The 24,253-nt window shown below is 48.9% G+C and carries 22 protein-coding genes; 5 read left to right on the top strand and 17 right to left on the bottom strand.

Annotated elements, in window-relative coordinates; genetic code table 11:
- The first annotated feature begins 77 nt into the window (after positions 1 to 77).
- Positions 78 to 554, top strand: coding sequence for a transcription elongation factor GreA (gene greA / locus ACJJJB_RS15510; protein ID WP_026305241.1), 477 nt, complete (start codon positions 78 to 80; stop codon positions 552 to 554).
- A 61-nt stretch (positions 555 to 615) separates the two neighbouring features.
- Here greA and ACJJJB_RS15505 read toward each other — a convergent pair whose 3' ends face one another.
- From ACJJJB_RS15505 to ACJJJB_RS15460, 10 genes are all read right to left on the bottom strand, one after another.
- Positions 616 to 1,761 carry a hypothetical protein gene (locus tag ACJJJB_RS15505; RefSeq protein WP_020414640.1) on the bottom strand — a complete coding sequence of 382 codons (1,146 nt, stop codon included), beginning with the start codon at positions 1,759 to 1,761 and terminating at the stop codon, positions 616 to 618.
- Positions 1,762 to 2,526: 765 nt separating this feature from the next.
- Positions 2,527 to 3,417 (bottom strand): hypothetical protein, encoded by an 891-nt coding sequence (locus tag ACJJJB_RS15500; RefSeq protein WP_282952486.1) that lies wholly within the window; start codon positions 3,415 to 3,417, stop codon positions 2,527 to 2,529.
- Between the two features lie 532 nt (positions 3,418 to 3,949).
- On the bottom strand, positions 3,950 to 5,179 hold the full coding sequence (locus ACJJJB_RS15495) for a hypothetical protein (protein ID WP_445365130.1): 1,230 nt from the start codon (positions 5,177 to 5,179) through the stop codon (positions 3,950 to 3,952).
- A 523-nt stretch (positions 5,180 to 5,702) separates the two neighbouring features.
- Positions 5,703 to 6,584, bottom strand: a complete 882-nt coding sequence (locus ACJJJB_RS15490) for a hypothetical protein (RefSeq protein ID WP_026305242.1) — start codon at positions 6,582 to 6,584, stop codon at positions 5,703 to 5,705.
- A gap of 67 nt (positions 6,585 to 6,651) precedes the next feature.
- Entirely contained in the window at positions 6,652 to 7,533 is an 882-nt protein-coding gene (locus ACJJJB_RS15485) for a hypothetical protein (protein WP_026305243.1), read from the bottom strand.
- Positions 7,534 to 8,211: 678 nt separating this feature from the next.
- Positions 8,212 to 8,754 (bottom strand): hypothetical protein, encoded by a 543-nt coding sequence (locus ACJJJB_RS15480; RefSeq protein WP_445365129.1) that lies wholly within the window; start codon positions 8,752 to 8,754, stop codon positions 8,212 to 8,214.
- A gap of 44 nt (positions 8,755 to 8,798) precedes the next feature.
- Positions 8,799 to 9,671 (bottom strand): CsgG/HfaB family protein, encoded by an 873-nt coding sequence (locus ACJJJB_RS15475; protein WP_020414645.1) that lies wholly within the window; start codon positions 9,669 to 9,671, stop codon positions 8,799 to 8,801.
- Between the two features lie 31 nt (positions 9,672 to 9,702).
- Positions 9,703 to 10,122 (bottom strand): curli assembly protein CsgF, encoded by a 420-nt coding sequence (locus ACJJJB_RS15470; protein WP_020414646.1) that lies wholly within the window; start codon positions 10,120 to 10,122, stop codon positions 9,703 to 9,705.
- The gene (locus ACJJJB_RS15465; protein WP_020414647.1) at positions 10,122 to 10,550 is read right to left on the bottom strand and encodes a CsgE family curli-type amyloid fiber assembly protein; all 429 of its coding nucleotides are present in this window, start codon (positions 10,548 to 10,550) and stop codon (positions 10,122 to 10,124) included. Before ACJJJB_RS15465 ends, ACJJJB_RS15470 begins: the two co-directional genes overlap by 1 nt.
- Positions 10,547 to 11,206 carry a helix-turn-helix transcriptional regulator gene (locus ACJJJB_RS15460; RefSeq protein ID WP_245556716.1) on the bottom strand — a complete coding sequence of 220 codons (660 nt, stop codon included), beginning with the start codon at positions 11,204 to 11,206 and terminating at the stop codon, positions 10,547 to 10,549. The genes ACJJJB_RS15465 and ACJJJB_RS15460 overlap by 4 nt, the downstream gene beginning before the upstream one ends.
- 711 nt (positions 11,207 to 11,917) lie before the next feature.
- On the opposite strand from ACJJJB_RS15460, the gene ACJJJB_RS15455 reads away from it, so the two are divergent.
- The 3 genes from ACJJJB_RS15455 to ACJJJB_RS15445 all read left to right on the top strand — a co-directional run bounded on the left by ACJJJB_RS15455 (position 11,918) and on the right by ACJJJB_RS15445 (position 15,375).
- Complete coding sequence (locus ACJJJB_RS15455; RefSeq protein WP_444946176.1) at positions 11,918 to 13,387, top strand: hypothetical protein; 1,470 nt, start codon at positions 11,918 to 11,920, stop codon at positions 13,385 to 13,387.
- A gap of 114 nt (positions 13,388 to 13,501) precedes the next feature.
- Entirely contained in the window at positions 13,502 to 14,413 is a 912-nt protein-coding gene (locus tag ACJJJB_RS15450) for a glycerophosphodiester phosphodiesterase family protein (protein WP_445365128.1), read from the top strand.
- Positions 14,414 to 14,463: 50 nt separating this feature from the next.
- Entirely contained in the window at positions 14,464 to 15,375 is a 912-nt protein-coding gene (locus tag ACJJJB_RS15445) for an MBL fold metallo-hydrolase (protein ID WP_020414651.1), read from the top strand.
- A 117-nt stretch (positions 15,376 to 15,492) separates the two neighbouring features.
- Here ACJJJB_RS15445 and ACJJJB_RS15440 read toward each other — a convergent pair whose 3' ends face one another.
- Together ACJJJB_RS15440 and ACJJJB_RS15435 are read right to left on the bottom strand one after the other, a co-directional pair.
- Positions 15,493 to 18,603, bottom strand: a complete 3,111-nt coding sequence (locus tag ACJJJB_RS15440) for an efflux RND transporter permease subunit (protein ID WP_445365127.1) — start codon at positions 18,601 to 18,603, stop codon at positions 15,493 to 15,495.
- 115 nt (positions 18,604 to 18,718) lie between these two features.
- Entirely contained in the window at positions 18,719 to 19,837 is a 1,119-nt protein-coding gene (locus tag ACJJJB_RS15435) for an efflux RND transporter periplasmic adaptor subunit (RefSeq protein ID WP_282952490.1), read from the bottom strand.
- 134 nt (positions 19,838 to 19,971) lie between these two features.
- Here ACJJJB_RS15435 and ACJJJB_RS15430 point away from each other — a divergent pair, with 134 nt between their 5' ends.
- Positions 19,972 to 20,604, top strand: a complete 633-nt coding sequence (locus ACJJJB_RS15430; protein WP_020414654.1) for a TetR/AcrR family transcriptional regulator — start codon at positions 19,972 to 19,974, stop codon at positions 20,602 to 20,604.
- 3 nt (positions 20,605 to 20,607) lie between these two features.
- Here ACJJJB_RS15430 and ACJJJB_RS15425 read toward each other — a convergent pair whose 3' ends face one another.
- The 5 genes from ACJJJB_RS15425 to ACJJJB_RS15405 form a co-directional block, all read right to left on the bottom strand.
- A complete protein-coding gene (locus ACJJJB_RS15425) occupies positions 20,608 to 21,036 on the bottom strand; it encodes a GFA family protein (protein ID WP_020414655.1) in 429 nt (142 codons plus the stop codon).
- Positions 21,037 to 21,053: 17 nt separating this feature from the next.
- Positions 21,054 to 21,815: an ABC transporter permease gene (locus ACJJJB_RS15420; protein WP_020414656.1), complete on the bottom strand. Its 762-nt coding sequence runs from the start codon at positions 21,813 to 21,815 to the stop codon at positions 21,054 to 21,056.
- Positions 21,812 to 22,777, bottom strand: a complete 966-nt coding sequence (locus tag ACJJJB_RS15415; protein WP_282952492.1) for an ABC transporter ATP-binding protein — start codon at positions 22,775 to 22,777, stop codon at positions 21,812 to 21,814. Before ACJJJB_RS15415 ends, ACJJJB_RS15420 begins: the two co-directional genes overlap by 4 nt.
- A 63-nt stretch (positions 22,778 to 22,840) precedes the next feature.
- Complete coding sequence (locus tag ACJJJB_RS15410; RefSeq protein ID WP_353375714.1) at positions 22,841 to 24,064, bottom strand: MFS transporter; 1,224 nt, start codon at positions 24,062 to 24,064, stop codon at positions 22,841 to 22,843.
- Positions 24,061 to 24,249, bottom strand: coding sequence for a hypothetical protein (locus ACJJJB_RS15405; RefSeq protein ID WP_445365126.1), 189 nt, complete (start codon positions 24,247 to 24,249; stop codon positions 24,061 to 24,063). The genes ACJJJB_RS15410 and ACJJJB_RS15405 overlap by 4 nt, the downstream gene beginning before the upstream one ends.
- Positions 24,250 to 24,253 lie beyond the last annotated feature (4 nt).

The raw sequence follows: 24,253 nt of genomic DNA, 5'->3' as shown, positions 1-24,253 counted from the left end.
AACAATTCGTAAGTTCCGACCGGGCCTTGTGGTAACACAGGGCCCGGTTTCGTAGTAACTATAATGGAGGTCCCACATTGAACCGGGTACCAATGACCGTTGAAGGCGCAGATGCGCTGCGTTCAGAATTGGATAATCTGAAAAAAGTCGAACGCCCCGCTGTTGTACAGGCTATTGCCGAGGCGCGAGAACACGGTGATTTGAAGGAAAATGCCGAGTACCACGCGGCGAGGGAGAAGCAGGGCTTTGTTGAAGGGCGTATCCAGGAAATTGAAGCCAAGCTCTCCCATGCACAAGTGATCGATGTAAAGTCGATTGAGCCCAGCGACAAGGTAATTTTCGGTACTACAGTAACGATTATTCACCTGGATAATGATCAGGAAGTAACCTACAAGATTGTTGGTGACGATGAGGCTGATGTGAAGAAACACAAAATCTCAGTAAATTCACCGATTGCCCGTGCCCTGATTGGCAAGGAAGTGGGAGACGTGGTTGTGGTGCATACTCCCTCTGGCGCAGTGGAGTATGAGATTGATACGGTAGAGCACCTGTAATAAGGTCCCTCACCACAAAAAAGGGCGGCCATAGGCCGCCCTTTTTCTTTCTGATAGTTTCCTATTGTAAAACAACGCTCTTGTTTGCATGGCCTACCTGAAGAACCAGTGCAGTTTCACAGTGGCCAAGCTGGCCGACCAAGCTTTCATTGTATCCGCCGACCTGGACTGCTAACGCCTTATGCTTACTACCGATCTGGCCTAGATAGACGTCGTTGCCATATCCAATCTGCTTGGCATTGGCGTAGTTATAGTAACCGGCCTGGGAGATATCCGCCTCGTTGTAGAAGCCTTTCTGATCAATGGAGGCATCGTTATGCTCCCCATAAGCTTGGCGAATATCGGCATCATTTTTATATCCGTACTGCTCTATATTTGCATAGCTTTTATCAGCGTATTGATCGACGTCCGCGTCATTCCTCCAGCCTTTTTGACGAGTTTTGGCATCATTATGATCGCCATGTTGATCAATTTCGGCATCATTTTTATAGCCACGCTGCTTGATGCTTGCGTAGTTATAATCACCCGGCTGGTTGATATGTGCGTCGTTCATCCAGCCTTTTTGCTTAACATGAGCATCGTTGTGATTACCGCTCTGGTGTACGTCGGCATCGTTCATACCACCATGACCCTGATAGATATGGACGTAGTTCCCTTCGCCGGTTTGTATAACATCGGTGTCAGCATGGTCGCCTTTTTGTTTGATAATTACCTCGCCATTGTAGCTACCCAGCTGGGTTATGGATGCCTTGCCATAGTCGCCACTCTGCTTAATTTTGGCAACATTGTACCCACCAAAAGTTTGAAGCGTTTTAGCGTCATTACCGTTACCTTCCTGGTAATGGTAAGACTTACTATGGTGCTCGTTAACCTGCAGGGTTACTGAAGTATTGTGGTCCCCTACCTGCTTGGAAGTGGCATGGTTATCGTGCCCAAAAATTTGGGTTATGTTGGAGAAGTTACCGTCACCATATTGGTATTGTATGGCTTCGCTGTCATGCTCTTCGCCTTGTGAAGCGACAGCGGCATTGTGATCACCATATTGTACTTGTTTTACGTAATTGTCATGGCTTCCAGCGCCAACCTGAAAAGAATTTACCGTGTTACCGTTTCCATATTGCAGTTGCTCGGTAACATTATCTGCCGCAAAAGCGGTACCGCTGATAGCGAGAGTAATTGCGGCAGCGATAGGGGTCAAAGATTTCATGAGTGTCTCCATTACTACATAAAAATGAGCATCACGATTGGGGTCAGCGTTCAAGTGCTGATAGGGATGGCACGTCATCCTGTGCCGAGGTTTTTACAGCGAAAGCACTAGCCCGGCAGAGTCAGCGCAACTGTAAATCGGGAATACGGCCAGCAATAGGAGGTGGCCGCATGAAATAGCGTATCGATGGAAAATCGAGGTGAGGGGAAAACAAATACATGATAATTGGCATCCTTGATACTGCTTAGGAGTCCAAATGTTCGTTCCGTCCTCTTCAGTCTTGTAGCTGCAGTGAGATGCGGCTATAGGAGAGAAGTTCTAATTCTCTAGGAATAAAGTTTTATTTGTAGAAATAGAGAGAGGAAAAATAGTGATTTTGGCGACGCTGTCAGGTGATTCAATATGGCTACCTAAAATCTGCGCAGATAAGGGGAGGCGTAATGGAGTCAAAGTGCGACAGATAGCTATCGAAAAATTAAAGTTTACTGAGTGAATGGCAAGGATGATTTAGTTTTCGGATAAAAAATTTTTACTATGTGACCTGCTTGTGATTATTTATATCCAATTTCGATGACGTTTGCAGTTATTCTACGGTTTAGTAGGTCTGGGATAATGGAAATTAAGTGTGGCTATATGGGGGTAGCTCCCCAAAAAAATAGCTGGGAGTTAAATGGTAAGGGAAATTAAATTATTGCCCGGAAATTAACTCCAAAAAATAAGAATGGCTGAGGAGCTAATTAATCTCCTCAGCATGAAATATCTGGATTACTGATGCACTATGGCGGTATTACCTGTGCCCACCTGGGTAATATTTGCTGACTCAGAAAACCCAGACTGGATCACCGTTGCGTTATTCAATCCACCGGACTGGTTCACTATCACCATATGTCCGCCACCAAGTCCGCCACCACCTGACTGCATAATAGTGGCATGGTTCATAAATCCATCCTGATTAACATAAGCGCTGTTGTACCAGGAAACCTGGACAATCGTAGTCAGGTTGCTTTCACCATTTTGAACTATATCAGCTTCGTTATACATATCAGCCTGTTCAATTTCAGCAGTGTGGGACATACCCGCTTGATGAATATTGGCGTAGTGACCACTGCCTTCCTGGCTGATTAAGGCTTCGTGATAGGAACCTTCCTGCAGTATATAAGCCTCGGAGTTAAAGCTTGCATATTGGCCAATCAGAGCGCCATGAATATCGCCAATTTGCTCAATAACTGAAACATTATCACTACCAAGGTGCTGGTGGATTTCCGCCTCATTGCCCATTCCATTCTGGCGAATCATAGCCTCATTATTTTGTGCCGAAATCTGGTAAGTACTGGCTCGATTGTCCATTCCTGATTGATAGATCAGTACATTGTTTCCGATGCCACCCATCTGCAGGCTGTACATGTCATTCAGGGTACCTTCCTGAATTTGGTAAATGGTGCTGTCAGCCTCATTGGTCTGTATGGCTTCAGTGCTATGATGGTTGCCACTTTGATTAACTTCAATATGGTTGTCGATAGCGCCTATGTCCGTCTGGTCGGCCGTGGCGGAATTGTTATTGCCACTCTGTTCAATTGTTGAGGTGTTATCTGAAGCGCTTACGATACCACTGGCTGACAACAAAATTGCCAGGGGCAGAACGGTAACCTTCCTCACTGTGTACTCCTGCGTATTACCGTGTACTCGAGTCCATTCATATCCATTTACACGAGGATGGCCTCTTCCAAGTGAAGCCATCGCCGGGGCCTACAAAATTTCCTTACAGGAAACTTTAGCTGAAGTGAGCGTAAAAAAAATGCCTTGGCAGATATGTCTTTTCAATTGATGTGTATTTCTAAATCTATTTTTCTTGGCACCTAATTAAATGCGAATTATCGTATTGTCGTTTAGTTTGCTTGGGTGATGTATTGGATTTTAATAGTGCCAGCTGATGCTTTTTTCTTATACTTAAACCAGTTGATGGTAGTTGTTGGTATGGTATTTACCTTTGGTTGTGCATCTACATATCCAGAGATGCTGGATTTCAATATTACTTGGAAGATGCAGCTATGAAACCGTAATACATAAAAGAATCTAATTTTGTGGCGTGGAGGGGTAGTAAAGATTCAAGTGTCTAGTGTTTCCAGAGATCGGAATTGAAGTGCTGGGAAAGCTAACCTGTTGTCAGGTCGGCCTTCCCAAGTTTGAACTACTGAACAACAACGGCCATATTGCCATCCCCAATTTGGTTTTCTATGGAAACATTACCATCACTTAGCTGGGTAACAGAGATCATATTTGCATTGCCGACCTGAGTTGCAATAGAGCTATTGAAGCTACCAATCTGCGATACATTTGTGACATTTCCTGTTCCTACACCTTGCAAAATGAAGGAGTCGTTTGAGCTGCCAGGCTGAATGACTGTTGCAAAGTTAAAGCTACTAAATTGCTCGGTTAGTGCCCAGTTATCGTCACCAGTTTGACTGTGTATAGCAACTTGGTTATCACCAACTTGCCAAAGCTCACTGTAGTTGTCACCTCCCTGTTGAGTGATATTAAACTGGTTGAAGGTGCCAACCTGGGTTGATAGTGATGTAGCGTTTGTTGCTAATACCTGGTTGTGTACTACACCATTGGATGTGCCAGATTGGATTGCACTAATAGAGCTTAAGCTACTGTTACTCTGTAATAGAGTGCCACTGTTGGTGCCATTTTGTGTGAGAGTGGCAGTATTCGCAAAGCCACCAGTTTGTGTGATATTGGCAACGTTAATTGTGCCAATCTGGGTAGCAGTGGCCACGTTACCGGTGCCCGATGTTTGAGCAACTGTGGCAATATTGGTTACTCCAAATTGGGCGACAGTAGCCGCATCTCCGGTACCCATTACCTGGAAAACATTGGCTTGGTTTGTGGTGCCATCTTGCACAACAGTAGCCACGTCAGCCAGGTTCATGATTTGGAATACAAAAGCATTATTATTAAAGCCACTCTGTGTTGCTACGCCAACAGTTAGTGCGTTAGAAACTTGATCAATCTGGGCTGTCTGCATATCTCCAGACTGGATAATAACCGCGGCACCGCCAGTATTGAAATCCTGATCGGTTACCGCATTGTGATTATTCAGAATCTGGGTAATGGTGGCCGTGGTGCCCAGTGTATTACCTTCCTGGTAAGATTCGGCGTTATTATTATCCCCGGTTTGGGTTTGTGTAATCACCCCTAAGCCATTGCCGTTTGTTTGCTCTGCATAAACTGTATTGTTATTTCCCACTTGGGTCTGGAAAATAAAGTTATTGTTAACGGTTGGATCACTTTGATCGGCAGTAGCTGAGTTTCCTGCCCCATTCTGGAAAAGTACGGCAGTGTTGTTTGCAGCGACGGCTCCGGTACTGGCGATTGCAAGAAAAATACTTGCCGCTAAGGGTGTGTACTTGTTCATCGGTACTCCTAGAGAGATATCTTGATCAGCTTGAGAAGCTTTTTAATGCGGAAAAATTGATAAAACAGCATCATCCGGTACTGCAAAGTACTTTCACACTGTAAAAAATTTCTGGGTATTTCCAGGTGGCAGTTTTGCAATCAATATTTGAAGACAGAACTTCAATTTTTGACATTCAGGAAATCAACCTTGCGATACCTCATGAACAGCATCTTGATGCTGAGTAGAGTTTTGATGAGGAGCGGTTCTACGGCTATAGGACAGAAGTCTTGAAAACCTGGGAATAAAGTGGGCTTTTTTATAAGTTAACGATACTTATGCCATACAGTAAATAAATCTGTGACACCATGGGATTAGATATTAAGGTTTTTCAGCCTCCTCTACTATTTCCAGGAGCTTTTAGCTTCGCAAATTTCGTTGAGAAAAAAGTAATCGTACCTCGAGGTTATAAAAGCAAAGAGAAATCAGGGTTTAAAAAAAGGCGGTCATTTAATGACCGCCACAAGCTTCTCTCTCTAAGGAACTACTGTGTAATTACACCGACATTACCAATGCCAACCTGGGTGGCGAATGCAGTTTCGTTAAATCCGATCTGAGTGGTGAAGTGGCTATTGAGCAGTCCCACTTGAGTTGTTACTGCATCATGGCCCAAACCTATCTGAGTTTTGGTGGCAATATTCAAGAGGCCCACTTGGTTTGACTGTGCGTCATTGAATGCGCCCAATTGAGTATGTAGAGCAAAATTCAGGGCACCAGCTTGCAGGATGCCAGAATCATTGAAGAAACCGGTTTGGATAGCTGTAGCGCTGTTTAATGCGCCGAGCTGGTTTGAGGTAGTGGTGTTAAAGGCACCAACCTGGGAATGGAATGCGCTGTTCAGGACACCGGTTTGAGTAACTGCAGCAGTATTGAAGGCACCCAGCGGTTGTACTACCAGAGCCAGGTTGAGCAGACCGTTTTGAGTTACGGTGGCAACATCAAAGAAGCTGATAGTTTGCAAAGTGCTGGCAAAGTTTACAAATCCATTTTGGTTGATATTTGCCACACTGCCGATGGAAGGGGCCGTCTGTGTGGTTGTACCAACGTTTGCAGCACCTACTTGGGTAATATTTGCAGTAGTTAGTGTGGAACCAATTTGGAAGGAGGTGGCCGCATTAAAGGCACCAGCCTGGGTATGATTGATGGTGCTCAAACTATTTCCCGCAGATTGTAATGCAGTGGATAGATTAAGCAGGCCAACCTGGGTCTGGGTAATGGTATTGTTATCTACCCCTGGGCCAACCTGAGTTGCAGTGGCCAGGTTTCCAACTCCAAACTGGCTTTGAACAGCTGTGTTGTTCGCTGCGAAAGCACCGGCAGTTGCGGTGAGGGCAATTGCTGCGGCGATTGGGGCTAACTTCTTCATGGTAAAACCTCTAACTTCCTAGTACGAGTGATTTGACATCCATTTTCAAAAGGTTTGGTCGGTATTCCTACTGCACTATTATGCCGACGTTACCAGTACCGACCTGAGTGGCAACAGCGGTTTCGTTAAGTCCAAATTGAGTGATGGTATGCAAGTTGGCGGTGCCAACCTGATTGACAATTGCATCGTGCCCAAACCCGGCTTGGGTGATGGTGGAAATGTTGATAGTGCCTAGCTGATTGGTGAATGCATCGTTAAAAAAGCCAGTTTGGGCATGAAGGGATACGTTGCCGAAACCAGTCTGTAGTGTGAAAGAATCACTGCCCAAGCCAGCCTGGAAAACGGTAGCAACATTGAGGGTGCCCACTTGTGTGGATGTTGATGTGTGGAGTGCACCTGTTTGAATGTGTGTGGCGATGTTAACATCACCCACTTGATTGGCAATGGCAGTATTTAAGCTGCTGAGTGTCTGGGTAACAGTAGCAACATTAAAGTCGCCAGCTTGATTAATTGAAGCAAGATCCAGTGAACTGGCAGTTTGAGTAACCACGCCAGTGTTAAAATCACCGACCTGGTTAATAAGTGCTGTAGATGCAAATGACGAGGCGGCTTGTGTGGTTATACCACTGTTACCGCTACCAACCTGGGTAATAGAAGCGGTGTTCAGGAGTCCGCCAGATTGAGTGGATGTAGCAGTGTTCAGGGCGCCAGTTTGGAGATGGTTGATAGTATTGAGGTCACTGCCAAGAGTTTGTAGAGCAGTTGATGTATTGACAGTGCCAGCTTGAGTCTGAATTACCAGGTTATTGTCAACACCTGGGCCGACTTGAGTGGAAGTCGCGATATTGCCAACGCCTCCCTGATTCTGGATTGTGGTGTTACTTGCTGCAAGTGCGCCACTGCTTATGGCAATGGCGACCACTGCTGCGATAGGGGTTAACGTCTTCATGAGATACTCCTTTTCTTCCGACGCTATATAAACCAGCGAAATTTACGCTGAATTACTTCCGTACCTTTTCAGGTAAGGGTAATTACGGCAATACGGTTTTATCCCGCTGGGGAATTTAAAACACTATTGATCCGTGACTGAATACTGCTACCAGCGACTGATCGTTCCCTGTCGCTAGATAAATTTCATTAAGATGGCGGTACTGCTCTAATGCCAGGTTGAAAATTCAAGTGTCTCCCAGGTACAACATTCGGGACCTTGGTAAAGAAGGGCCGGTTTGGCCCAGAGAAGATGATCTCTATATAACAACCTAATGCCTGCATGACGTAATGTCCGAGAGGTGTAAACAACAAGTGATCGGATATGTTTAGAGTTTTGCCCTAATCCTGCGAGACGGCTATAGGAGGTAACTCTCTAAAAACTAGGAAAATAGTTCGAATCGTTAGATGGTAAATTTATGGAACTTTCTATTTCGGCAAAATATGCGACTGGCCAGATATACAGGGTTTGTTGAGTTGAATGTACTATATCGATAGCAGAGTTGAAATCAGTGCAGGATTAATCATTATTAACTTAGGTGAAATGCGCCGAAAGCAATTTTTAATGAGAGACAGACCTTGGTGGTGATAGAAAACCAATAAAAAATAGTGCCAGTAGAGAATTGATCAAATACCAGTTTTAATCGTATTGGCTGATATAGGTGGTCGTCGCAGTGCCTGTTACTGTGACAGACGTGTGTAATCCATGGCCACTTTGGTAGATATTGACCTTATGCAAGATGCCAATTTCTTGTACATGGGCACTGTTTTGCGTACCGAATTGGGAAATCCCGGCAGAATTTCCCATGCCGTACTGCTCGATATCAATTAGGTTCTCGTAGCCTACCTGGATCAGGCCACTTAAGTTTTGATCTCCTATCTGGCTTGATAGAATAACATTGTCTTCGCCAGCCTGGGTGACAGAGAGATTATTTCGATTGCCATCCTGATGAGCAGATGTGTAGTTGGTTCGCCCTGACTGTCGTACGTTGATATGGTTTACACCGCCTTCCTGGTTAATGACGGTGAGATTGGAAACAGAAATAAGGTTGGCGGCGCTCAGTTCACTGGAGATCGCCAGCTCATTGCTGGAATCCAGGTCTGTGGCGCTGCAAACCCCTGAAAAGAGAAAGAGGGCAGCGGTAAGGCTCAGGGGGAGATGGTGCTTGTTAATACTTGGCATGGTTGCTTCAGCCTTTTAAGCTCGTCCTGTCTCAAGTGGATTCATCACATAATCACCGTGCTGTCATTCAGGTAATATTGCAGTACGGGGTTGTTGATATCATCGGGGTTCGCCAGTGCCCATGAATTGTGAATAATTCCCTCACTGATCAGATGAATTACCGCAGATTCCATTGCTGAAAGCATAGCAAGTTGTGCGGGTTCGTTGTATGTCACTCCGGCTTCCATTTCCAGTAGGCGCCGGAATCTTACAAAGCGAAATACATCGGCACTGATTGCTTTTGAGTAAACGGTTTTCGAGGTCAATACCGAATGCAATATTCGGCCTGAGCGGATATCGATAGCACGCAGATTCACGGAGACCTGATCAATACGGTATTGCTCATCAGCTCCGATACCAAAGTAGCGGGCTCCTGCGCCACCAGTTTGAATATTCTGGTCGTAGGCGACAATTCCCCCTTCCAATAAGACATTGGCGGCAATTAAGGTAGGTAGAGGGACACTGTTGTTTGCAGGGGCATCCGGCTTGCTGAGACCAGCGCGAATAATTTTTCTTTCAGTGAGTAGGTTTTGCAATCCCTCGCGTTCAAGCGCAATAAACCATCCTGATTCATTCAGCACATCCATCAACATGGCGGCACCGCCCTGGGTGACAGCGGTAGAGAAGCTGCTGTTTGGGGCAGGCTTGTATTGTCCCGTTTGGTCCCGGAAACTGTATACCGCTGCCAGAATTTTACCCTTTGGTTCTGGCAGGTTAAGTAAATCCCTGTAGGTGTTCATACGCGGTGTGAGCATGGCCTCAGTACGACCTGGGCCAAAAATGGCATCACCAAGACTTTTAAATGCGGAGCAGCCGCTTAGTGTTAATATGAACGCCAGGGCGGGCAAAACTATGGCTTTTTTTATTGCATTACGCATTGCCAGTTTTCCTTCGGAGTTGGGTACTATGCTAATTAGTCGGGTTGAGCCCGCTTACAACGATTTCGCTTTTATCTCCAGTACTCCGGTCAGTGATCAACACGGTCAGTACACCGTCGTTGTCAACGATCTGCACGATAAAGTCATCAGTTATTAGTTCACCGCTATTGCCATCGCCCACATCAGTAAGCAACTGGTTTAAAAGCCGTGTTTCGAGGGAGTCAGTAAAACGATCCAGAGCGCTGGGCTGCTCATACAGACTGTCTGGCTTGTCGGGGTCATCATGGCTGTCCTGTGCTTGCGCATTTTGTAGCAGGTAGGTGCCATTTAATGGGTTGCCACCAAAGTTGGGGTTTACTGGTTCGTAAATTAATTCTGTGGCATAGCCACTGCTGGACAGGAACATAATCACAGGCAGGGCAGCAGGAACTATCAAATATCTGATTTGCATTAGAATTCATCCTTTCCCAAATCAAAATTATCTGTGAACGCACTGCTTACGCGATCTTGTAGTACCGCTTGGTGAATATACTGTGCTGCCTCATCGGCCAGCCGGTGTATATTGTTGGTGCTTGGGGTGATAAAGCGCCGAAAAACTATTTTGTCGTTATAGGTTACCCAAATCAGGTTGCCCCACCGTGCGGAGGGGCGCTCGTAAACTGTTAAGTTGTAAGTTGAATCTGGATAGTTCAGATTTCTGTATTCACTCAGATAACGCGCAAAATCATGCCCGGTTCGCGTTATTGTTCGATCAATATTAAACCCGCTGATTTCATCCTCTAGTTTGCCTGAGTCGGTGTCTGCAGGAGGGACGGTTGTGTCATCCTGAGCATAGGCAATTGACATACAGAGAAAAAATATCAGCAGGCTTAGCCTCATATTTTCTCTTCCTGGAGATTGAGTTTTGCCCAATTACTGGCTTGCAGGCGATTCTTTACGCCGATTTTTCGGAATATGTTATACATGTGGTTTTTTACAGTGTGTTCACTTAAGTGAAGTTTGGTGGCAATCACACTGTTGGGTTCACCCGTAGTCAGTTGTCCTAGAATTTCCTGTTCTCTGCGTGTTAGAGGAAGAGGATTTGGGGTACTGCCATGCTGCCTGCTTTCACAGCTGTGAATAGCAGTACTTAATCTCTGAATTAAATTTTCCTGGCTGGTATTACTGTCACAGAGGAGGTAGAAACCACTTTGGCGCAGTTTTTCCAAGATATGTAAAGGTAAGTCCACTGGAAAGTTAATAAGGATAGCTTTTGGATGACTGATTTTTTTCAGATCGGAAAGAAATTCTTTGGATGTGGCGGCAATACCTATTTGCCAACAGTCAACAATTATTGCCTCATAGTGCTGCAGGCAATGGCGCTGTTTTCCTATGCTCGCCTTTTCCCATGGGAGCGGAATAGACTGAGAAAAAAGTGAAAATAAAAGATCGCCCTGAAGGCCGGAATTGCTGAAAAAAAGAACCGGCATATACCTCGTACCTCTCCTTGATACAGATAGATCTTTCCCAAATTTGAGTTTGAGATCCTCTATCAACTCCTGTTACATAAGTTTCCTGATTGGCTTTTGATGCCTCTTTTGAAGGCATCCCTGCTTACGCATATTCCCTTTTTGTGCTTAGGGAAAATGACTCACCCAGTGAGAATTTAGTTTGGAGTGTAGACGTGGGGTGGGACGGCTTGGAAAAATAGATGCCTTATTTTTAGTTATAAAAAAACCACATTAAGAAAATGTCGCAGTTATTTTTTATTGGTGGAACTATCTGTGAAAATTGTTCTCATGTATCCCTGAGTGTCATTTTCCCAAAAACACTTCTCCCTGGTCGTGATTTTTTGCTGTGTCATTTGCGTCTTTAGCTTCTCAGTCCTACCTCTTTTTATTCTGAATGCTTCGCTTTATTGGTGCTTAATATTTGGAGAATTTCCTGAGTCATTTTTTATCTGGGAATACTGCCTGGTTAGTGAATATTTGAGGAGGACTCTTTCCCGAGAATTTGTCGGCATTGTAATTTGAGAAGGTGTGGCGTGCGAATAAACACTATTGGGTAATTCAGTACATTAATGCTGCAAATGCTATTTCGATGCCGGTTTATCTTGTTGAAATAGATACCCTGGTACCATTTTGTCTGGGTTTATCTCTGATAGGGTGATGTCGTCTTATAGCAATATAAACTGTGACATTTTGGGCGATTGTGTGACTGCTAGCTGATAGGATGGGCAATTGAATTGTCGCTAGGGAGCTAACATCGTGAGTCCATTAATCAATAGTTTGCCGCTGTGGCTTTGGCTCCTATTCGGCCTTTTCGCAATGTTCCTTGCCAGGAGGCCGGTACATAGGGCTATATATGCTCTGGCGCGCTTTAGTTATCGTTCCCTGCGCCTTGCGGCTGGTGCATTGGGCACCGCAGAGCAGACTCTCCTTGAGCGCAATCGAGAAGTTTTGCTGGCAGCTGGCAGGGCGACGGCAGAGCGTCATATCGAAAGGGAATTTGAGCGTATAGAAGGGGCAATGAAGAGAGAGTTGGCGCAATATCCAACACTTCACCGTCGTTTGTGCGAGCAGCTGACATCTATCGATGAAGACTATGTACGCAGTGCTGAAGTGCCTCCTGAACCCTCCAACTGGGCTCGCGCTATTCGCTCCGTATCAGAAATTCCCGCCCAGGATGATTCTGTTGTGGCAGACGTGCTGGAAACGATTAATCACTCCATGCGAAAGGCGGAATCCAAGGCTCTGGAGTCTTATCGGGAATCTACTCGTGAGCGACATCAGTTACTGAAACGAATGATGCCCAGTTGGCGTGCAATGCTAATTACACTGGGGAGAATCAATAAAAATGTAGAGTCGGTCATTCGGCGTGCTAAAGCCCTGGACTTACATATGGAGCGCTATGAGGAAATATTGCAGGAAAGTGATCGTAGTGTGCGCTTTCTGTCAGCCTCTTCCATGGGCCGATTTTTAATTGCTTCCATGGCTTTAATGGTGGCGGTGGCTGGTATTTCTGTTAATTTTCAGTTAATCGCGCGCCCGGTAGCAGAAATATTGGGTGGTAATAGTTTTCTCGGTAGTTTTGTTGTTACAGATATTGTCGCCTACGTACTTATCTTTTTACAGGTGAGCCTTGGAATCATGGTGATGGAATGCTTGCAAATCACACGGATGTTTCCGGCGATCAATACCTTGTCAGATAATATCCGGCGTCGTTTGAACTGGGCTGCTTTGGCACTGTTGCTACTTTTTTCTATGGTAGAGGCCTGCTTGGCATTTACGCGTGAATTACTTTTACAGTATGACCAGCTGCTGGCTGCCAGTGCAGGTGAGGCTTTGCCGATGATGGCGGGAATGGGGACTTATTGGCCTGTTTCTCTGACGCAGATGGGGCTTGGTTTTATCCTTCCTTTAATTCTGGCTTTTACTGCAATTCCATTGGAGCAATTTATCTCCTCTGCGCGTACTGTAATAGGCACCTGCCTGGTGCTCAGTTTACGTCTGCTTTGTGGTGGGCTGCGCCTTTTGGCCACTTCAGTAATGCATACTGGCATACTGTTAAATCGTTTTTATGATTTGGTGATCTTTTTTCCTTTGTGGTTACAGGATGTATTGCTTCACTACTGGAAAGAGAGAGCTAATAAGGGCAGTGGCGGGAGAGAGAATACTACGGAAAATAATGAGAGAGCTGGAGAAGAGCTAATGGCCGAGCCAGCTGTCAATGGTTGAAATTCTACGTGGTATAAGGACTTTTATAGGATTTTGTGTATTGACTGTGTCTGCAAGCGGTGTTTGGTATGCCAGAGCAACTGTTTCTTTGTCGCGTATAAATGGTATTGATTCATGTCTATGTTGTTGATCTTTGCTGGTCTGTTGATCGTGCTGTTGATTTACGCCAGATCAAGACCTGCGAAAAAATCGGCATTGCGGCTTACACATACACGTAACCCTATGGTGATTTCCCATGGTAATGATTGCAGCAACGGTCTGTATCCCGGTAATACCTCGTTGTATTTACAAAAAATGGTGGAGCTGGGTGTCGATGGTATCGAAGTGGACCTCTGGCTTACCGCCGATGGCCATCTGGTTTTATTACATGATCCTGAGTTGAAAGACTCTTCAGATGGCAGTGGTTCTGTTGAGGATATGACCCTTGCCCAGTTGCGCGAGTTAAATATTGCTTATCATTGGAGCCCCGATGGAGAGAACTATCCCTATCGTGAGAATCCTCTGACAATTATTACTATTGAAGAGGCATTGGAGGAAGTGGGTGATACTCCTCTGATTCTGGAGTTAAAAAGCGCTAAATACGCTGCCGCAGAGGTTTTGAGCGAGGTATTACAGACGAAGGAAAAGCATGGGCAGGTGATTGTTTCTTCCTTTCATCATGGAGTTGTTCGTGCGTTCAGGCGTCTCAGTCCGGATGTTGCTACAGGCGCAGTGACCTGGGAAGCGGCACTATTGTATTTTGCTCAATTAATTCGAGCGGAAGGCCTGCTGGCCCCTCACTATCAGACAATGCAGTTGCCAATGTTCCACTTTGGATTGGATGTGGTAACTGCGGGTACTATGCGTGCGGCACACAAACTCAACCTGCATGTTTCTGTGTGGACAGTAAACGGGCGGGCCGATCTACAACGCTACATCGACCTGGGCGTGGATGGTATTGTTACCGACCGCCCTGATATATTAATGGCCATGGTGTCCGGTCAGGAAGCAAAGGGCGAGCCTAAGCAGCTAGAGCAGGCGTCCTGAATTGAGTAATATCACTGTAGCAATATGACAATAAAAACAGAGAAATATTCATGAAGCAGATTGCAGCTATTGCGGTGCTGTTAGCGTCTCTAATCAGCACCCCGCTATTGGCCGAAGACCGATTTGCCAAGATCGAAATTAGCAGTGAGCCGGTGGCAGGTAATGTATATATGCTCCAGGGGGCTGGTGGCAATATCGCAGTACTGGTCGGAGAGGACGGCACCTTTATGGTGGATGACCAATATGCACCACTCACTGCAAAAATACAGAAAGCGGTGGCGGGTTTGGCAGATCAGCCGCTGCGCTTTGTGATCAATACCCATTGGCACGGCGATCATACCGGCGGCAATGAAAACCTGGGTAAAAGTGGTGCCCTGATCGTTGCCCATGAGAATGTGCGCAAACGTGTGAGTACCGAACAGTTTATAGAGGCTTTTAAGCGTAAGGTTGAGCCCTCACCGCCAGCAGCACTACCGGTAATCACCTTTACCGATGCCACCACTTTTCACTGGAATGGTGATGAGGTTAAGGTACAGCATGTCGGCCCAGCCCATACCGATGGTGATTCTATTGTGCATTTCGCCAAAGCCGATGTGATTCATATGGGCGATATCTATTTCAATGGCACTTATCCATTTATCGATCTTTCTTCTGGTGGTTCGGTGAATGGCATGATTGAAGCTATGGACACCGCATTGGCGCTTTCTGGTAAAAACACAAAAATCATTCCCGGACATGGTCCTCTGAGTAATCCTGCGGAGTTAAAAGTGCAACGGGATATGCTGGAGACCCTGAGGGATCGCATTCAGAAATTGGTCGATAGTGGTCAAAGTCGTGATCAAGTCATTGCTGCCAAGCCCACCAAGGATTTCGATGATCAGTATGGACAGGGTTTTATGACCCCGGATATTTGGACCGGTATTGTGTATGACTCTCTGGCTGCAAAATCCAAGAAGTCTTAATCGTATGTTGATGGTGGCGATTAAAAGCTGCTGAATGAAAAAGGCCTGGATGTAAATATCCGGGCCTTTTTTCTTTTGGTTTTTACTTGAGTCTTTTTATTAGGGTGTCAGCGATTATCAGGATACCTGCGGCTCAGCACCATTTAACTCCGTTGGAATTTCTACCTCAGTCTCTGTTTTCTCCTCTCGCACCCGGAACCAGGCGGCATACAGGGCTGGCAGGAAGATCAGGGTCAAGGCGGTAGCTACGATCAATCCCCCCATAATGGCAACAGCCATGGGGCCGAAGAAGTCACTGCGCGACAGTGGGATCATCGCTAATACCGCAGTCAGGGCGGTTAAAACGATTGGGCGGAAACGCCGCACAGTGGACTCAATAATTGCCTCCCAGGCACTCAAGCCCTGGCTGATATCCTGCTGTATCTGATCCACCAGAATGACGGAGTTGCGCATAATCATACCGGCCAGGGCAATGGTGCCTAGCATGGCGACAAAACCGAAGGGTTTGCCGAACAGCAGCAGGAACAAGGTAACCCCGATCAGTCCCAAAGGCGCGGTGAGGAAGACCATCGTAGACAGGGACATGCTGCGCAGCTGCAGCATCAGCAGGGTAAATACCACCAACACAAACAGCGGCATACCGGCATTCACTGATTTTTGTCCGCGCTCGGATTCCTCCACACTGCCACCAATTTCCAGCAGGTAGCCCGGTGGCAATTGCTCACGAATATTCTGCAGGCGCGGCCATACTTCATTTACAACATTAGCGGGCAGTTCTTCACCATAAATGTCTGCGCGCACTGTGACCGTGGGCAGGCGATCGCGGTGCCAGATAATCCCTTCCTCGAAGCCGTACTCCAGGGTGGCAATCTGGTTGAGGGGGACACTGCGGCCGCTGTCGGTTTGCACCGCCAGATTGCCCAGTTGGCTGAGAGCGTAGCGTTCTTGCTCATCGCCGCGCACTCGTACGTCAATCAGCTCGTTGTCTTCGCGGTATTGGCTAACGGTAATACCGGTGAGTGAGCTTTGCAGGGCACGGGAAAGCGAGGCGCTGTTCACACCCATGGTGCGTGCGCGGTCCTGATCGATATTCAGATTGACGGTTTTACTGGGCTCCTCCCAGTCCAGATGTACGTTGGTAACCTTGGAATTTTCCCGCACACGCTCGGCAACCTGGCGGGCCAGGCTGCGCACTTCACCAATATGTTCACCGGAGATACGAAACTGCACCGGATAGCCAACCGGTGGTCCATTTTCCAGGCGGGATACCCGGCTGCGCAGGGTGGGGAATTCCTCCGCCATGGTTTCGATCAGCCAGCTGCGAACCTGCTCGCGCTCCTCAACACTGCGGGTCATCACTACAAACTGGGCAAAGCTGGCTGCAGGAAGTTGCTGGTTCAGTGGCAGGTAGAAACGCGGCGAACCGGTGCCCACATACACCACATAGTTTTCCACCAGGTCGTTTTTATCCAGCAGGGTTTCCAGCCGCTTGGCCTGGAACTCGGTGGATTTCAGTGAGGCACCTTCGGCCAGCTTGAGATCTACTAACAGTTCCAAGCGCCCGGAAGAGGGGAAGAACTGTTGTGGCACCAGGCGGAACAAGGCCAGGGAACCGATAAAGATCGCCAGGGTTGCCACTATGACAGTTTTGCGGTGGCGCAGGCACCAAGTGATCAGGCGGCGGAAGCGCTGATAGAAGGGCTTCTGGTAGGGGTCCTGAACCTCACCGCTGTGATCATGGCGAGCTAAATTGGGCAGCAGGTAATGTCCCAGGTAAGGCACGAATACTACTGCGGCAATCCAGGAAACAACCAGGGAAAGCGTGACTACCTGGAAGATCGAGCGGGTGTATTCCCCAGTGCCGGATTCGGCCGTGGCGATGGGTAGGAAACCGGCGGCGGTGATTAAGGTACCGGTGAGCATGGGGAAGGCGGTACTGGTCCAGGCGAAGCCGGCCGCTTTTAGTCGGCTGAGCCCCTGTTCCATTTTGATGGCCATCATTTCCACGGCGATAATGGCATCGTCCACCATCAGGCCAAGGGCGAGTACCAGGGCGCCCAGGGAAATCTTGTGCAGGCCAATATTGAAGTAATTCATTAATGCGAAAGTCATGGCCAGCACCAATGGTATCGATAGCGCTACTATCAAGCCGGGGCGGGTACCGAGGGAGAAGAAGCTCACTAATAGGACGATGCCCAGCGCCTCTGCCAATACCTGCAGGAACTCACCCACACCGCGTTTTACAGCCGCAGGCTGGTCGGACACCTTACGCAATTGCATGCCGATCGGCAGGTCTTCCTGCAGCTCGGCAAAAGTAGTGTCCAACTGTTTGCCCAGCTTGAGGATATCACCGCCTTCTTTCATGGATACGGCCAAGCCGATGGCGTCTTCGCCCATAAAGCGCATGCGCGGTTGTGCAGGATCGCTGAAACCGCGGTGTACTTCGGCAATATCACTCAGCCTCTGGGTGCGCCCACCGGCGGTGATGGGGAAGCGGCGAATTTCATCGACCGAGTGAAACTGGCCGCTCACGCGAATACGCACACGGTCGCTCACTGTATCTACAAAGCCGGCATCAGCGACCTGGTTTTGCGATTGCAGTGCGCTTTGCACTGTGGTGAGGGGAATACCCAGGGAGGCGAGCTTGGTGTTGGAAATTTCCACCCAGATTTTTTCGTCCTGCAGACCCAGTAATTCCACCTTGCCCACATTCTTGACCCGCTGCAGTGCCAACTGCAGGCGCTCGGCATAGTCTTTCATCAGGGCGTAATCGAAGCCGCTGCCGGTCAGTGCGTAGATATTGCCGAAAGTGGTGCCGAATTCGTCGTTAAAAAATGGGCCCTGGATATCCGGTGGCAGGGTGTGGCGGATATCACTGACCTTTTTGCGTACCTGGTACCAGAGATCAGGAATATCCCGCGAATGCATATCGTCGCGGGCGACAAACAGCACCTGGGATTGGCCGGGGCGGGAGAAAGAGGAGATGCGTTGGTAGTCGCCAGTCTCCAGTAGTTTTTTCTCTACCCGCTCGGTAATTTGGCGGGATACCTCTTCGGCACTGGCGCCGGGCCAAAGGGTATTGATCACCATTACCTTGAAGGTGAAGGGCGGGTCTTCACTTTGCCCAAGTTGCGTGTAAGAGGCCGCGCCAAGCAGCCCCAGTACGATCATGGCGTAGAGTACCAGCGGGCGATTTTTCAGTGCCCATTCGGAAAGGTTAAAACCCATGGCAATTTCTCTGTGTTGAAGTACGGCCCTATCGAGCAAGCCGTATTTCGGCAAATTCGTAGCAGCGCCTTTTACTGCGCGCCCGGTCAGATTCTTTTCTGAGTGCGGCCGCCACTCAGTCCTGGCGCGCGAGGGCCCGGTCTGGTTCGATTGGGCGGTTCATGCGATCCACTGGGCGAACCTGTTGTCCTTCCAGTAGAAGGTGAGTGCCGGCGGCAACGACCCAATCATCGACGCGCAGGCCGGAGAAAACTGGTACAAACTCCTGGCCATAGGGCCCCACAGTGATTTCGGTTTTATGCAGGATTTGCTGCTCGCGGTTCAGTACCCATACGAAGGCTTTGCCTTCATCGGCGCTCACTGCTGACATGGGGACCTGTAAAACATCGGTAGCTGCTGCTTTGGGAACGAAGACCCTGGCGCTCTGGCCTATTTCAATGCCGGTGGTTTTATCGGTAAAAGCCACGCGTGCTTCAAAGGTGCGGGATACTGGATCTGCGGCGGGGGATAGCTCACGCACCAGGGCGGGAAAGGATTTACCTGGTTGCGACCAAAGTTCCACGGTCAGTGGCTGGCCGACGCGGAAATGACCAATTGCCTGCTCCGGCAAATCGATGCGCACCTCGCGTTCACCGTCGGCGGCCAGCTCGAAAACCCCCTGGCCAGCGGCGACAACCTGGCCTGCTTCAGCCATACGGCGGGCGATCACTCCGCTCTCAGGCGCCTTCAGTTCTGCGTAAGTGGCCTGGTTGCGCGCTACATCCAGTTGCGCCCTGGCCTGTTGCAGACGCGCATCGCTGGCTTCGAAGCGGGTTTCCACCGCATCGAACTGTGAGTGGCTGACCAGCTGGCGTTCCAATAGTTTACGGTGACGCTCTAACTCGCTGCTCGCCAAGCGCTGGTCGGCTTCGGCAGAGGTGAGGTGTGCGCGCGCAGAATCCAGCTGCAGGAGCAGGTCCTCGGTATCCAGTTCGGCCAATGCCTGCCCCTGCTCAACGCGGTCGCCCACATTAACCAGGCGCCGCTGCAATTTGCCACTGATGCGGAAGGCTAAGGCGGGTTCGAAGCGGGCGCGTACCTCGCCGGGATATACATCCATCTGTGCGCTGGCCACCTGGGGTTGGACCATTACTGCTGGGCGGGGTTTTTCTTGCTGTTCGGTGGGCTCCGATGGCGCGCAGGCGGACAACAGCAGGCTGAACGACAGCGCGGTGAAGAGTAGCGGTCGGTACATAGGGGCTCCCTTCCTCGGCGGCGAGGCGACAAGGTAAGTCCAGAAGTGGACGAGTCATGGCCGGGCGGCCGGTAATGTTATACTGGCGAGTATAGTAAATTTATTAAACTGGTGAGTCCAGTATATGGAGTGCTATGTCTGAACAGTCTCAGGCGGCTGCCCAGCGCGGGCGTCCCAAGGATCTGGCCAAACGCCAGGCAATTCTCGATGCAGCCAAGGAGCTGTTTCTGACCAAAGGTTTTGCCGCAACCAGTGTGGATGCGGTGGCCTCTGCTGCGGGTGTATCGAAACTGACGGTGTACAGCCACTTCTCTGATAAAGAGACGCTGTTCAGTGCTGCGATCACTTCCCGCTGCGAGATGATGATGCCCCTGCCTATTTTCGACCTGGAGGAGGGGGATTCGGTGGCAGAAGTACTGGAGCGCATTGGCCAAGCCTTCCTGAGCATGGTGGACAGCGAAGATAGCATTCGCTTGTTACGGCTTTTGTGCGCACTGGCCGCGCAGGAATCAAAACTGGCACAGCTGTTTTTCGATGCGGGTCCTCAGCGAATTCTGAAGGATATTGAGCAGTTGCTGCGCCGTGCTACCGAGATGGGTAAGTTGAGGGTGGAGGACCCGGCCGAGGCCGCTGAGGACTTTATGGGTATATTGCTGGGTTGCCGGCATATGCGTGTATTGATCGGCTGCTGTGAGGTGCAGGCAGAGGAGGAGCGACGCGAGCGGGTGCGCAAGGCGGTGGCACTGTTTATGCGCGGTTACCGTTGATTTCTAATATTGGTCGGTGCGGCCCGCCATCATCGGGCAGCGGCTGATATCTCTATTTATTTCCAGCCAGTCCGGTTTATTTTGGTAGTAGACGTAGCGTTCTGGCTGAATAAATACCGGGTCGTCGAAGGCGCCTCCGGCAATACCGCGATACCTAGGCAGAAATTCCAGGGTCCAGGTAACGGCACTGCCACAGCTGATGCAGAACTGGCACTCTATCCAGCGATTCGCATCGGATATTAACTGGTGACTTTTCAACTTGCCCCGGATGAACTCTACGTTGGCCTTGTCAAAATACACCGACACGCCGATTAGACTGCCGGTACGTTTTCGGCACCAGCTACAGGAACAGAGGCTCACTCGGTGAGGAGTGCCAGCGGCGCGAAAATGCACGGCGTCACAGGCACAGCCACCCTCGTGAATTTCCCCCATCCCTAAAATCTCACTGATCAGGTTTTAATCCGGTAGCCGGTGCGGAAAATCCACCAGATAGTTGTCAGGCAAAGGAGAAGAAAAAGAAGGATCATTCCCACGCTGAGGCCCAGGTTTACATCGGCAACCCCATAAAACGCCCAGCGGAAACTGCTGATCAGGTAGACCACCGGGTTAAACAGGGTAATTTTCTGCCAGATTTCCGGCAGCATACTAATGGAGTAAAAAGCTCCACCCAGAAAAGTCAGGGGGGTAATAATCATTAGCGGAATAATTTGCAGTTTCTGGAAATCATCCGCCCAGATACCGATGATAAAACCAAACAGGCTGAAAGTGACCGCAGTCAGCACCAGGAATACGATCATCCAGAAGGGGTGGACAATTTCGTAGTCCACAAAAAAGCGTGCAGTGAGCAGGATCAAGAGCCCGAGAATAATTGATTTGGATGCTGCAGCTCCCACATAGCCGGCTACAACCTCGAAAGCCGATACTGGTGCGGATAGCACTTCGTAAATGGTGCCTGAGAACTTCGGAAAGAAAATACCAAAAGAGGCATTGGAAATACTCTCGCTTAGCAGTGCCAGCATAATCAGGCCAGGGATAATAAAGGCTCCATAGCTAACACCGTCAATGTCCCCCATACGCGAGCCGATGGCCGCGCCAAACACAATAAAATAGAGGGAGGTGGAGAGTACCGGCGAGGCGATACTCTGCATCAGAGTACGCCATGTGCGCGCCATTTCAAACTTGTAAATCGCCGCGATTCCGTACCAGTTCATTCCTGGGTCTCCTTGCTTAGCTGTTCCTCTCGTTCCCTGCGCGCACCGTGCACCAGGTTGACAAAGATTTCCTCCAGGGAACTCTCTCTGGTATGTAGATCGCGAAAATCGATACTGGCTGCATTGAGGCGGCGCAAAAACTCCGCAATGCCAGTGTCTTCGCTTTTGACATCGAAACGGTATACCAGTTGGCTGCCATCTCCGCTTAGGCTTAGAGGCAAGTCGGCAAGGGCATCGGGAATTCTCTGTAATGGCTCGGGCAAGTTGAGGCTGAGTTCCTTCTCACCCATTTTCTGCATCAGGGTTTTTTTCTCCTCCACTAATACCAGTTCACCATGATTGATGACGCCGACGCGATCGGCCATCTCCTCGGCCTCCTCGATATAGTGTGTAGTCAGGATAATGGTGACGCCTGAATCCTTTAGTCCGCGTACCATCTCCCACATATCCTGGCGCAACTCTACGTCTACACCTGCGGTGGGTTCATCCAGGAATAAGACATTCGGCTCATGGGAAAGCGCTTTAGCAATCATCAGGCGGCGCTTCATGCCACCAGACAGGGTAATAATTTTATTGTCCTTTTTTTCCCATAAAGACAATTGCCGCAGAATCTTTTCCAGATAGGCGGGATTCGGGGATTTTCCGAACAGGCCACGACTGAATTTCACAGCAGCCCATACGGTTTCAAAGGCATCGGTGGAAATTTCCTGCGGCACCAAACCGATCTCATTGCGGGCCTTGCGGTAGTCTGACTGAATGTCAAACCCGTTGACGCGAATACTGCCTTGACTGGCGTTGACGATGCCACACACAATGCTGATCAGGGTGGTTTTGCCAGCTCCATTGGGGCCAAGCAAGGCAAAGATTTCCCCACGCTGAATTTCCAGGTCGACATTATTTAGGGCGGTAAATCCTCCAGCATAGGTTTTGCCGAGGCCCTGGATCGAAATAATAGGTTTCACTTTCTCTCCTTGCCAAAGTTACGGTTACTTCTTTGGCGTTGCGTTGTCGGGCGGGTCTACATCCTACCGCAATTTAATTTCAGTGGATGTTTTTGTTTTAAGCCAGTGGGTTATCAGGGCTATAACTGCCAGTAACAATAGCCCTAGAGCCACTGTAGAGAAGGCACTTGCAAGACCAAAGTGATTAACCCATGGCTGACTGAGAAAAGGAGATAAAAATTGCCCAATAAATACACTGGCGGTCAGCGCTCCCGAAATGCGCCCGCGCATATTTTCTGTAGCTGACTCCAACCCTGTAGAAAAAATATGTGGTATGAGTGTTCCCATACCACTACCGTAGATTGCCATGGCGATAATGATTCCAGAGAAAGATTCTGCTATGGAAATCAACCCCATGCCGGTGGCCATAACGGTAAAACTGAAGGCGAAAATTCCAAATTTGCCAAAAATTTTGTGTGCACGTGGGAACAGAGTCAGCGAAGCGAGAGCGCCCATTAGATTACCCGCAGCAATGGCTACTCCGGCTTGACTGGGAGAGCTGGCACCGATCTCTTGCAGCAGGAAAGGCAGCTGTGTTGGGATCAGGAAAAAAGCCAGGCTGTTCAGCATGGCAGCACCGAGCAAGGCGGAGAATCCCAGCCAGTAGATTTTTTTTTCTGCAATGCTTTTTGATTTTTTGAGTGTATAGCTGCGTTTGGGTTCAGGAAGGTAGATCAGCACCGCGGGAATCAACAGCAGCGCAACCCCGTAAATGGCAAAAGGGCCACGCCAATGCAGGTCTGCCAGTAATCCCCCGGCCAGTAGACAGACAACTCCCCCGAGGCTGATAAAAGCGCCTTGCTGCCCCATGTAAACCTGCCTCTCTCTGGGGGTGAAATAATCTCCTACCAAGGCAGTGACAGAGGTCATTGTGCCGGCTACGGCCACCCCCAGAAGAATGCGGCTGGCGAGAATTCCTTCCAGACTGTTTTGCAATAAAGCGGAAGTCCCGGCAAAGCCATACAGACCTACCGCCAATAGCAGTAGTCTGCGCCTTCCGTAGCGGTCTGAGATAATCCCGGCCAGAGGTGCAAATATGGCGATCATCAGGGCGGGCAAACTCAAAACCAGCCGGCTCAGCAGTGCACTATCTGGGTGTTGGGAAAAATAGTTTTCCAGGGCCGGCAGGGATGGCGCCACAGTAGCGCCGGACATAATTGTGAGTGCTGCGAGGCACAATAACGTCAGCCGCTGGGGTGTGGGAACCGTAAAATTACCAGGTACTGCAATCGCAGCAACAGTTTTCATGACTGGCCCCCGACCTTGCAGGCATTCAACCCGATCCCGGTATTGGCAGCCGATGGACTTTCTTGCTGCTTGGTTTCTTTGAGCAGGCTGATGCTCAGGCTCTGTGCTGCCACCATCAGTTGAAAGAAGCCCGGTGCTGACTGTGTCTGGAGAGTCGGATTCGGTTGTTTACGATTCCAGTTCATCACT

Source organism: Microbulbifer variabilis, assembly GCF_052468405.1.
Note: the sequence above shows the minus strand (reverse complement) of the source record. Positions and strands in the feature narration are given on the sequence as shown.